Annotated in this window: 10 protein-coding genes; 4 read left to right on the top strand and 6 right to left on the bottom strand. The window is 35.7% G+C overall.

Going from position 1 to position 12,047, the window contains the following annotated elements; translation table 11 throughout:
• Nucleotides 1-90: 90 nt before the first annotated feature.
• From OZP10_RS22685 to OZP10_RS19860, 4 genes are all read right to left on the bottom strand, one after another.
• Nucleotides 91-1,074 (bottom strand): GNAT family N-acetyltransferase, encoded by a 984-nt coding sequence (locus OZP10_RS22685; protein ID WP_349293745.1) that lies wholly within the window; start codon nt 1,072-1,074, stop codon nt 91-93.
• Between the two features lie 173 nt (nt 1,075-1,247).
• The gene (locus OZP10_RS19870; RefSeq protein ID WP_432419403.1) at nt 1,248-1,904 is read right to left on the bottom strand and encodes a GNAT family N-acetyltransferase; all 657 of its coding nucleotides are present in this window, start codon (nt 1,902-1,904) and stop codon (nt 1,248-1,250) included.
• Nucleotides 1,905-1,963: 59 nt separating this feature from the next.
• Nucleotides 1,964-2,110 (bottom strand): hypothetical protein, encoded by a 147-nt coding sequence (locus tag OZP10_RS19865; RefSeq protein WP_281632418.1) that lies wholly within the window; start codon nt 2,108-2,110, stop codon nt 1,964-1,966.
• A 271-nt stretch (nt 2,111-2,381) separates the two neighbouring features.
• Nucleotides 2,382-3,404 (bottom strand): LLM class flavin-dependent oxidoreductase, encoded by a 1,023-nt coding sequence (locus tag OZP10_RS19860; protein WP_281632417.1) that lies wholly within the window; start codon nt 3,402-3,404, stop codon nt 2,382-2,384.
• A 463-nt stretch (nt 3,405-3,867) separates the two neighbouring features.
• On the opposite strand from OZP10_RS19860, the gene aspT reads away from it, so the two are divergent.
• From aspT to OZP10_RS19840, 4 genes are read left to right on the top strand one after another with little or no spacing between them, the layout of a single operon-like run.
• Nucleotides 3,868-5,562, top strand: coding sequence for an aspartate-alanine antiporter (gene aspT / locus OZP10_RS19855; RefSeq protein WP_281632416.1), 1,695 nt, complete (start codon nt 3,868-3,870; stop codon nt 5,560-5,562).
• 35 nt (nt 5,563-5,597) lie between these two features.
• Nucleotides 5,598-7,244, top strand: a complete 1,647-nt coding sequence (aspD, locus tag OZP10_RS19850) for an aspartate 4-decarboxylase (RefSeq protein ID WP_281632415.1) — start codon at nt 5,598-5,600, stop codon at nt 7,242-7,244.
• A gap of 28 nt (nt 7,245-7,272) precedes the next feature.
• On the top strand, nt 7,273-8,322 hold the full coding sequence (locus tag OZP10_RS19845; RefSeq protein ID WP_281632414.1) for a type II asparaginase: 1,050 nt from the start codon (nt 7,273-7,275) through the stop codon (nt 8,320-8,322).
• A 20-nt stretch (nt 8,323-8,342) separates the two neighbouring features.
• Nucleotides 8,343-9,536 (top strand): porin, encoded by a 1,194-nt coding sequence (locus OZP10_RS19840; RefSeq protein WP_281632413.1) that lies wholly within the window; start codon nt 8,343-8,345, stop codon nt 9,534-9,536.
• Nucleotides 9,537-9,736: 200 nt separating this feature from the next.
• On the opposite strand, the gene OZP10_RS19835 is transcribed toward OZP10_RS19840, so the two are convergent.
• On the bottom strand, nt 9,737-10,900 hold the full coding sequence (locus tag OZP10_RS19835) for an ABC transporter permease (protein WP_281632412.1): 1,164 nt from the start codon (nt 10,898-10,900) through the stop codon (nt 9,737-9,739).
• Nucleotides 10,869-12,044, bottom strand: a complete 1,176-nt coding sequence (locus OZP10_RS19830; RefSeq protein WP_281632411.1) for an ABC transporter permease — start codon at nt 12,042-12,044, stop codon at nt 10,869-10,871. Before OZP10_RS19830 ends, OZP10_RS19835 begins: the two co-directional genes overlap by 32 nt.
• Between the last annotated feature and the right edge of the window lie 3 nt (nt 12,045-12,047).

The following is a 12,047-nucleotide window of genomic DNA, read 5'->3' as shown; positions in this document are numbered from 1 at the left end:
AAAACAATTTGGGCCGGAAAAATTAAATATACAACTTCGATGCTTTTTATTATTTGCTAATAACAACATCGAAGTTGTTTTTACTTAGAGTTAAAGCTCTAATTCTTTTCTAAAACAAATACTGCTTTCGATGCCAGCATATTGTCCATAATTTTCAGTAACTGCGTAACCGCTTTTAGTATATAGTTTAACTGCTTCGACCTGCACATTACTGGTTTCCAAAACGGTCGCTGCATAACCTAATTCTTTTGCCCAGTTTTCAAGTTCATTCAAAATTTTATGTGCTATGCCTCTTCCTCTAAATTCTTCAGAAACAAACATACGTTTTACCTCAACAGATTCACTGTCAAATTGCTTTATGGCTCCGCAACCCGCTGCAGTGCCATTGACATACGCAATAATAACATGCTTGATACTGTCTAGTTTATTAAATTGATTAAAGTATTCCTGCATCTCTCCATTTCTACTTGCTAAATTGGCATCCAATTCTACAATTAATTTTGAAAAATCTGCATTCTGAGAATTAGTTCTTTCGAGTTTCAAATCTTCTGTATATCCGTATATATTCATATCGATTAAATTTTGTTCACGCTTTCTGTAGTCTTTCTTTAAAAGTCCTTCGTATATAAACCCAGAACGTTCGGCAACTTTAATACTTGCTATATTTTCCTCAGCAATTTTCATAAAAAGTCTATTAAACTTCTTTTCAGTAAAACACCAATTTTTAAATGCATGTAAAGCTTCTGCTCCGAAATTATTACCGTTATGCTGTTTAAATATAAAGTAGGCCAATTCACCTTTAGGTATTTTCCAATCGATTTCTCTTACCGATATATGTCCTATAAGTTCCTTGGTTTCTTTTTTAAATATTCCACAGGCATAACTTTTATTCTCTTTCCAATCCAAATCTTTCTGTTCGAAATACTTTTTTGTTGATTCCAAGTTGTCATTAACCTTGATCATATTAGCGAAGTAATCGTATAAATGATCGCTGTTATCATTTAAAGCATTTAAAAAGCATTCTGAATCTTCCTGTCTGTAAGGCTTTATTATAAGTCGTTTGGTTGTAATCATTATTTTGGTAATTTGTAAAGTAAGAAAGTAACGAATGCTCTTTCAGAAGATAAAACTAAACAAAAACCTTATGCTTAGAAATGCTATTTTTTTATTTGTTAATGCTTTTTTTGCATTACTATCATATTGATGCTAATCGGAATTAATTTAGATAGATGTTATTATCCTGCACTCTATTCTTTTTCTTCAGGATCATAAAGCATAGCAGTACATAAACAGTTTTTTCTCTCTTTGCTCATTAAAATGGAACAGTTAACGCAGGATTTGCAGTTTTCCCAAAACATGTTATCTGATGTTAATTCTGAAAAAGTAACGGGTTGAAATCCTAATTCGTGGTTCATTTTCATTACTGCAAGACCAGAAGTTAAACTGAATATCTTGGCCGTGGGATACTTTTCGCGGCTAAGTTCGAATATTTTGTCTTTAATTTTTCTGGCAAGACCGGTATGGCGAAATTCGGGCGCTACAATAAGACCAGAGTTTGAAACATATTGACCATTTTCATAGGAAGAAATAAAAGAAAAACCCGCCCATCTTCCATCTGAAGCAAATGCAATGACGGCTTCTCCTGTATTCATTTTCTTTTCTAGAAATTCTGGTGAACGACCTGAAATACCTGTTCCACGAGCTATGGCAGATGATAAAGTAACCTCGCAAATTTGCTTGATCCAAAAAGTATGGATTGATCTGGCTTTTTCAATTATAAAATCAATTGGAGATTCAGCCTCTTGATCAGATGAAACTGCTTTATTATTTGGAGGTAAAATAGAGAAAAAGCTCTTTTTTGTCAGGTTTATATTTGGATTGATTATGGGACTTATAATTTTCATTGCTGCTGTATATTTCGTTTATTAATAATAGTCAAAAGTGTAAAATTCATATGCTCAGTTTACACCATTTGAGCTATCAAAAAAACAGCGATAAAAAAGACAATGCTAAAAACCATCACATTAATAAACTGGTCTTTATTTTTCATTGATTTATTGGATACATATTCTTTTGTAATTTTCTTGCTTCTAGTTTTATCTGTTTTCATGTTATTGTTTTTTGGTTCTCATTTTCATCAGCAAAAACAAAGCACATGCCAAAACATCAAAAAACAAAACAACGCTTTAATTATCAGCAATTTGAAACAAATTTATTTTTAATCATGAAACAAATACCTATCAAAATGATAAGATGGACATTCCAAAATGAGAATTAAAACTCGCTACGTTCGATATTCAATATTCCGCTAGGAAAGCTCATAAATAAAAAAAGCCTCAAATAGTACTATTTGAGGCTTTTCTGTGTATATTTTTATACAATTATCGCCAGCCCAAAGCAGGCGCAACGTGTTCTAAAATGGACGATAAAATATGTATGTTATAATCAACACCTAAAGTGTTTGGAATCGTCAACAACAATGTATCTGCTTCTTGAATCGCTTCGTCTTGGGCTAATTCTTCGATCAATTTATCAGGTTCGGCCGTATAGCTTTTACCAAAGATTGCTCTTTTATCTTGCTCAATATACCCGAAACTATCATTGCCCTTTGCTTGCCCACCAAAATAATATTTATCCTGATCGTTGACTAACGCAAAAATCGAACGACTAACAGAAACTCTTGCTTCACGCTGATGTCCTGCTTTTTTCCAAGCTTCTTTGTATAATCTTATCTGTTCTGCCTGTTGAACATGAAATGGCTTGCCATTTTCGTCATATTTAAGCGTAGAACTTTGAAGATGCATTCCGTTTTCGGCTGCCCAGATTGCTGTTGCATTTGAAGCAGCTCCCCACCAGATTCGTTCTCTCAATCCTTCAGAATGTGGTTCGATACGCAACAATCCTGGCGGATTCGGAAACATCGGGTATGGATTAGGTTCTGCAAATCCTTCTCCACTCAATTTATCCAAAAATTCTAAAGCTTTCTTACGTCCCATATCGGCATCGGTTTCACCTGCATCAGGTTCGTAGCCAAAGTAACGCCAACCATCAATAACTTGTTCTGGCGACCCTCTGCTTATTCCTAGTTGTAAACGTCCTTCTGATATCAAATCGGCAGCTCCAGCATCTTCAACCATATACATCGGGTTTTCATACCTCATATCGATTACACCTGTTCCAATCTCTATTTTGTTCGTCTTAGCACCAACCGCCGAAAGCAGAGGAAAAGGTGAAGCTAACTGCTGTGCAAAATGATGCACACGAAAATAAGCTCCATCTATTCCTATTTCTTCAGCCGCAACTGCCAAATCGATAGATTGCAACAAGGTATCTGCTGCTGTACGAGTTTTGTATGATGGATGATTCGACCAATGCCCAAATGATAAAAATCCTATTTTCTTCATAATGGCTTCTATTTTTTATTCTCTCAAATATACGCATAACTGAGAAGAAAAAGAAAACCATGTCTTTTTCTTGAGAAACACTCTAACTTCTTTCTCCTTTAATTTTTTGATTACGATGTCCATTTATTACGTTCGAAAAATAAAAACCACAGTTAGTCTTGGCAACAAACCTTTTTATCATTGATGCTTTTGTTTGCACTATTTTGCCCCAAAAAAACACAAATCACTGATTTACAGTGTAAAAAAATCAAAAATTTGCAACGAAAAGTTTCATTTTATCTTGTTGCAAATTATAAAATGGAACATCTCCGTCTTTCAATTTGTACAATTATTCTCAGTTTGTGACCTATATTTGAACGACGTAAAAAAAATCTGTTTTACAAGCCCTCCCTTTATCTTCTTCCTGCTCCTATCGATTTTCATAATCAATTATTGATATATCTAAACTAAAAAACAAATAATTATGGATTGGATTATTACTACATTAAAAGATTATCCCGAACTGGCAGTTTTTCTCACACTATCATTAGGCTATTTTATCGGAAAATTTAAAATAGGAAGCTTTTCTCTAGGAACTGTTACCAGTGTTTTGCTTGTGGGAGTCTTAGTCGGACAATTAGACATTGTGATTTCTCCCAATGTAAAATCGGTCTTTTTTCTCATGTTTCTTTTTGCTGTAGGATATAGCGTTGGACCTCAATTTTTTGGAGGTTTAAAAAAAGATGGGCTGCCTCAAATGTTTTACGCAGCTATAGTATGTATCCTATGTTTAATATGTCCCTATCTAATAGGCAAAATTATGGGCTACGATATGGGATTAACCTCTGGTATGCTTGCGGGTTCTCAAACCATATCTGCTGTAATTGGTGTTGCATCAGACACGATCAATCAGTTAAATATTCCGGCCGATCAGAAAACGGCTTTAATTAATAAAATTCCCGTTGCTTACGCTGTAACCTATATTTTCGGAACAGCAGGTTCTGCTTGGCTATTGGCTTCTATCGGTCCAAAATTACTTGGTGGTAATTTAGTAGAAAAAGCAAAAGAACTTGAGATTCAGCTTGGAGGAGACGCCATAGGAGATGATCCAAGTATTGCCTCTGCTTATGATCGTGTAATATATAATGCTTACCAAATTTCTGGTCACTCTTATGCGAACAACAAAACAGTTGCAGAAGTTGAAAACGAGCTGGAAAGAAATAACAGACGTTTATTTATACAGCGAATTCGAAGAGGAAAAGAAATTATAGATGCTACTCCAGAATTTGTAATTAAAGAAAATGATGTTGTTGCTTTAGGTGGAAGAAGAGAATACATGATGAACTATGTTGCGGTGAATGAAAAAGAAGTTCTGGATATCGAACTTCTTAATTTTCCTGTAGAAGTATTAAGCATATTAATTGTAAAAAAAGAAGTCATAAACAAAACTATTGCCGATTTACGTCATTTAAAATATATGCATGGTGTTGTGGTAAGATCTCTAAAACGATCAGGGATTCAGATGCCTATATTACCCAATACTGTTCTTCAAAAAGGAGATATGATCGAACTTATTGGCATTAAACGAGATGTAGATCAAGTAGCAACACATATTGGATATCCTGACCGCCCTACAAATACTACAGATATGGCTTTTGTAGGTTTAGGAATTGTATTGGGAGGATTGCTTGGCGCACTGACTATTAAAGTTGGCGGAGTTCCAATAAGCCTTAGTACTAGTGGAGGTGCCTTAATATCTGGGCTTTTCTTCGGGTGGCTAAGAGGTCAGCATCCTACTTTTGGACGAATTCCGGAACCTGCTTTGTGGATTATGAATAATGTTGGTCTAAATATTTTTATAGCAGTTGTGGGTATTACAGCGGGACCGAGTTTTATTGTAGGTTTTCAAGAAGCTGGCTGGGGACTTTTCATTGCAGGTGCAGCGGCAACCGCTATTCCGTTAATCCTAGCACTTTTTATCGGAAGATATATTTTCAAATTCCATCCTATTATAACTTTAGGATGTGCTGCTGGAGCAAGAACTACTACCGCGGCCTTGGGAGCTTTACAAGATGCTGTAAAAAGCAAAACCCCTGCATTGGGTTATACTGTGACCTATGCCGTCGGGAACACGCTGCTCATTATATGGGGCGTCGTCATTATTTTAATCATGAGTTAGTCGAATTTTTTATATAATCTCTAAACATTTTAGTTATGGCAATTGATATTTCAAAAATAAAAACATCAAGAGAGGTAGAAAAAACACTTCAGACCCTCAGTCCATTTGAAATTAAAAACGAATTAATTCATCTGGCAGAAGAAAGCGCGCTTAAATCGACAGCGATAACGCTTAATGCGGGAAGAGGAAACCCAAACTGGATTGCTACAGTTCCGAGAGAGGCTTTTTTCCTATTCGGACAATTTGCATTAGAAGAATGTCGTAATGTTATGGAAGAACAAGGCATTCTAGCAGGAATTGTACAAAATAAAAGTGGTGTGGCTTCACGTTTTGAAGCATTTTTGGCTAAACATAAAGATAGTCCTGCTGCATCCCTTTTAGGGAAAACATATCATTATGGTGTAGACAAACATGAGTTTGATGGTGATGCTTGGATTCGTGAATGGATAGAAGCTGTAATCGGATTTAACTATCCTGTCCCTGATCGTATGTTAAGTCAGATAGAAATTATTGTTCATGACTATTTGGTGCAAGAAATGTGTGGCGCAGGAAATGACAAAGGCAAATATGATATTTTTGCTGTTGAAGGCGGAACTGCCGCAATGTGTTATATTTTTGATTCGCTTATGCAAAATCACCTTACCGAACGTGGTGATAAAATAGCCTTGCTTACTCCTACTTTTACCCCTTATATTGAAATTCCAGAATTAGATCGATACAAATTTGATGTCGTTTATGTAGAAGCAAGCGGCGTTGGAGAAAACGGTTTTCATACGTGGCAATATCCAAATTCTGAGTTAGATAAGCTTAAAGATCCAGCCGTTAAAGTGGCTTTTGTGGTAAATCCGAGCAATCCGCCATCCTCTGCAATGAGTACCGATACACTCAATTATATTGCTGATATTGTAAAAAATCATAATCCAGGTTTGATGGTGATTACAGATGATGTTTATGGCACATTTGTAAATAATTTTAGATCATTAATGGCTATTATTCCGCAAAATACCATCACAGTATATTCATTCTCAAAATATTTTGGCTGTACAGGCTGGAGACTAGGAACAATTGCCATTCATCAGGACAATATTTTCGATAAAAAAATTGCCAATTTAAGTCCTGCTCACAAAAAAGAACTGCACGATCGTTATTCTTCTCTGACATTACAGCCAGAAAAAATCAAGTTTATTGACAGACTTGTTGCCGATAGCCGTCAAGTAGCTTTAAACCACACAGCAGGACTATCCTTGCCTCAGCAATTTCAAATGATGCTTTTCTCTGCATTTTGTTTATTAGATACTCAAGATGTTTATAAAACGCTTACACAATCTATTATCAATAGACGTTTAAGTCTGTTATGGGAAGGATTAGAGGTTCCTATTCTAGAAGACCCGATGCGTGCGGGATATTATTCTCAAATTGATATTATGGTGGCTGCAAAACACTTTTATGGAGATGATTTTGCTAATTGGCTGAAAAAGAACTTTGAACCTGTTGATATTTTATTCCGTTTAGCAGAAAAAACAGCTATTGTACTTTTAAATGGCGGCGGTTTTGCGGGACCCGAATGGAGTATTAGAGTTTCTCTTGCCAATCTTCCAACAGATAGCTACTTAATTCTTGGAAAAAACATCCGTAAAATTTTAATTGAATATGTAACCAGCTGGGAGAACTCAACAAAATAATAAAAGTTAAATTAAACACATCTGATCTATGAAAAATTTATCTACATTATTATTATCGGTTTTATTAGTAACAGGTATTTATGCTCAAAAATTACCTAGAATCAAGATACTAGCAACCGGAGGAACAATTGCAGGAAAAGGAGCTTCGGCAGACCGTTCTGCTTATAAAGCGGGAGAATTGCCGATAAAAGATTTGATCGCGGCCGTTCCGGGAATTGAAAAAGTTGCAGAAATTACGGGAGAACAGATTTCAAACGTAGGAAGTCAAGACATGACCGTAGATATCTGGATTAAGCTTAATAAAAGAATAAACGAAATTTATAAAAATAATGAAGCTGATGGTATTGTAATCACTCACGGAACCGACACACAGGAAGAAACAGCTTATTTTTTATCGTTAACCGTAAGATATGACAAGCCTGTAGTTATTACTGGCTCTATGCGTCCGGCAACAGCCATAAGCGCAGACGGTCCAAAAAACTTATATGATGCGGTGACTCTAGCGGCTTCAAAACAAGCCGAACACAGCGGTGTTTTACTAGTATTTAATGAGTACATTTTGACTGGAAGAAATGCTGTAAAAACTAGTACAACGCACTTAAATGCCTTTACGGCGCCAAATAGTGGCCCAATCGGACAAGTTTATGATGGAAAAGTTACACTTTATGAAACCCCAGTTCGAAAAGCCAATAAAAATACCCCGTTTGATATTACAGGTTTAACTTCTTTACCTGAAGTTGCTGTTGTAGAATTATATGCTGATGCTCCTGCAACTGCATTAAATGCTTATGTGGCTTCTGGAGTAAAAGGAATTGTAACGGGCGGTCTTGGCAACGGAAATCTTAATAAAGTAAACTCAGATGCTGCAGTAGCAGCAATTAAAAAAGGAATCGTTGTGGCGAGAGCCTCAAGAGTTCCGTCAGGAAGGGTGACTTTATTTGATGAAACCGATGATCAAAAGCTTGGTACTATAGTCGCAGATGATTTAATTCCGCAAAAAGCGAGGATTCTATTAATGCTGGGACTTACACAAACTACTGACAGTAAAAAACTCCAAGAATACTTCTTTGAGTATTAAACCAATTGAAATTGTAAACTATGCGTATCTTAACTTCAATAATTTTGGGCGTTTTTCTGGTGGCTGGCGCTTATGCACAGCAAGAAAAACAGACTGATACCATCTTAAATCACAAAACACCATTGATAAAAGCAACCAAAGTTGATTTGCTCAATAATGTTGATTTAATTTTTAATACTCAATTAGGCTTTAATACCTATGTCGACGACGGAAAATATACTGGCAGTAAATTTGAAGTAAACCAGTTTAGATTGGAAGTAAAAGGGAAAGTCTATAAGGATAAGGTATTTTTTAGGTTTAGAGACCGATATACTAAAGAAACCGAACCGCAATCTACAGATAACATCAGCAGCTCTACAGATTTAGCTTTTATTGGGTATAATATATCCAACAGAACCAGTATTGCTATCGGGAAAATGACAGCAAACTGGGGTGGTTATGAGTTTGATATGAATCCGATTGATATCTATCAATACAATGATATCGTAGATAATTCAGATAACTTTTTAACTGGGGTTCAGGTAAACTGGAAATTAAATGCCAATCACGTTTTTTCTGGTCAGATTTTAAATTCGAGAACAAAAACTTTCTCTGAACTGTATCAAAATGTACCCGATGTTGAAGAGGCAAAATTTCCTGCTGCATACGTCGGAAACTGGAACGGAAGCTTTTTAGATGGAAAATTTAAAACCATTTACAGTTTCAGTATTTTTCAGGAAGCCACAAAAAATGGAAAACCTGTAAATATGTATTATACAGCATTAGGGAATCAGTTTAGAACCAAAAAATGGCTTTTTCAATATGATTTCAAATGGAGCAGCGAAGATCTAGATCGAACAGGAGTTGTGAGCAATATTATTCCAGACACTGTTTTAGATCATGCAGCAGAAAATGTATATTATATTGAACATTGGCTTAGAACTGTATATTCTCTAAATGAACAGTGGAAACTTACAGTGATCGGAATGGTAAGCAAGGCTTCATGGAAAGAAATCCCTGATCCAAATGTGAGTTCAAACCGAATTCGTACCGCTTGGGGCGTTATTCCAACAGTAGAGTTTTATCCGATTAAAAACTTTAACTTGAAATTTTTTGCCACTTATGTAGCTCGATGGTACGATTATAGTGATTATTCGAAAGCAAGCTTGGGACAATCTAATAACAATACTGGCAAAATTATGCTTGGTGTAATTTCTCCGTTAGTCGTGTTATAAAAATTTAAGTAACTAACTCAATTCAAAAGCTGGAGCAAATCGTAAAATGCGATTTATTCCAGCTTTTTTTATTTGTTTTTCTGAAGATTTAAATAGGCTTTAAAAGCTAGTTTATTTTTCCTCTCGCAGATTAATTAGATTTACGAATCATTCGCAATTCACAATTCACAATTCACAACTCACAACTCATAACTCATAACTCATAACTCATAACTCTTTTTCAGATATTTTAAACGAATAAAACAGATCGTACTGTAAAAAGCAAAAAGCAGAATAAGATGCAACAAAACAGACGGATTATCCCATAAACTTGCCCCAGACTGCACAATAGAGGTATACAAAACAATAAAAGGCGTTGTAGGCAAAAGATTAGACAGCCACTGCAATGCTAACGGAAGCGATTCAAAAGGCCAGCTGTATCCAGTAATCAAGAAAATCGGATAAGTGGAGAAAGCCATCATCTGCAGACAAAGCAATTGCGATTTGAAAAGCGAACCGATAAACTGAGCCATCGGAATTAAAGTTACTATGAACAAAAGTAATAATAAGCTTAATTCAAAACCGTTTCCTCTCATAGGTAAATTAAGCAGTTTATAATTTACATTTAAAAAGAAAAAACCATACGAAGAAAAAAGTATGAGATAAAACAATCCTTTTCCCCAAATACCATTAGAAATACCAGAACCTAGCCATTCGCCTAAACGAGAACGCTGACGCTCACCTGCCACACTTTCGCATAAGCCAATCAATAAGGTCTGCTGTAAAATCAAGGCCAGCAATCCGGGCAATAAAAATGCGCCATAACTTGATCTTTCGTTAAACAAAGGGCGATAATCTAAATTTACAGGCATCACATTTTCCATAGCAATAGTAGTGCTCATGCCTTCTTTTTTCTGATAATATTGAAGTCTCACTCCTGCTCCAACGGTCAGACATATCTGCTGTACATTTAATAACAAATCACTCGAAGGAAGAAATCTCGCTGCATTGATTGCCAATACCACATTGCTTTGTTTTAAACTCAATAAATTGGCTTCTGTTCCTTCTGGAATATAAAAATATCCTTGGCAATTCCCTTGATACATCTGTTCTTTTGCCTGTTCCAAATTCGAAAAATGAATGAGTTCTACTATTGGAGAATCGTCTATATTTTGCTGCAGCAAACGCGATAATCTCGAGCCGTCATCATCAACAACGGCCAATTTTACATCAAATTCTTCTTTATTGATATAAATACTTCCGTAAAAAAAGGCATAAAGCAGAGGAGCAATAAGAAGCGTAAGCAGCAAACTATGATCCTTTACCACTTGCGAAGCTTCCCTTAGGAAAAGACTAATCAGCGATTGTTGCGGTTTCTTTTTCATCTTTAATCGAATTAAATTGACGTTTAAACAACAACATCGCTGTCGGATACATTACCAGACAAAACAATAAGAGTTTGGCCATTTCTCCTTGAGCATATCTCAAGGGTAAATTCATATAATACACCTCAAAAAATCCATCTAAAAATGCGGTATAAGGCATAATAAGCGCATAATATTGATCGTACCAAGGCATTGCCCATCTCGGAAAAGTAAATCCGCTGAACACAAAAGCGGGTGAAGTATAAAAAAGAGCAACATCTCCCGAAAGCATAACGTCTTTAAACAAAGCCGATATAAACATTCCGATACCAATACATGCCAAAGAAAGCATGGTGTATAGTACAAAAAACTTCCCTGTGGCTGCGGGAACCCCAATATCGAAAAAAGTAAAAATAATTCCTGTAATAATGAGAAAATTAATCCAGCTGATGCTAAGATGCGCTATTGTTTTTCCGACAATTACAGCAACAACAGAACCTTTTGATGAATCGTAAAGTTCTTGCATCGTTCCTGTAACCCATTCATAATTTAAAGCCAGCATAGAACTAATAATCAAAATCATCTGCATTCCGACTGTTATTAATCCAGGAACCAAATATTCTTGATAATTGTAAGTTGGGTTATAAAGCTGATAGGTTTTAAGACTTATTGGATTTGCAATTGCCATTGCCTGATCAGCTTTCATTCCGGTTTTTACCAATTTTTGTAAAATTACGCCTGTACTTCCTGTAATTACAACTTCGGCGACAGCCTTATAAACTAACTTAGCAGGAACAAGCGCGGCGGCATTGGTGTACAAAGTCACATTGCTCGGATGACGGCTATAAATATTCTTTTGAAGATTGGCAGGAAAATGTACGGCACCCAATATTTTCCCTTCTTGAATCAATTTTTTAACTTCAGCTTCACTGCTTACTCTTCTGGTAATTTGAAGCGTTTCTTTTTGTTCTAATAAAAAAATCAGCTCTCGGCTTATCGCGCTTTGATCTTCGTCCCAAATTGCAAATGCTAAATTTTTGGCATCCTGCTTTTGGTAAATAAGAGCATAGAAGAAAAACAAAGCGACAGGAACTACAAGCATTACCAAATAAAATACCTTTAGACTTAGAATGCGCTTCCATTCTCTAATAATTATGTTCAGCATCAA

This window comes from Flavobacterium luteolum (assembly GCF_027111275.1).
In the GTDB taxonomy this organism is placed as follows: Bacteria; Bacteroidota; Bacteroidia; order Flavobacteriales; family Flavobacteriaceae; genus Flavobacterium; species Flavobacterium luteolum.
The sequence above is the reverse complement of the archived record's forward strand: the minus strand, read 5'-3'. Positions and strand labels throughout refer to the sequence as shown.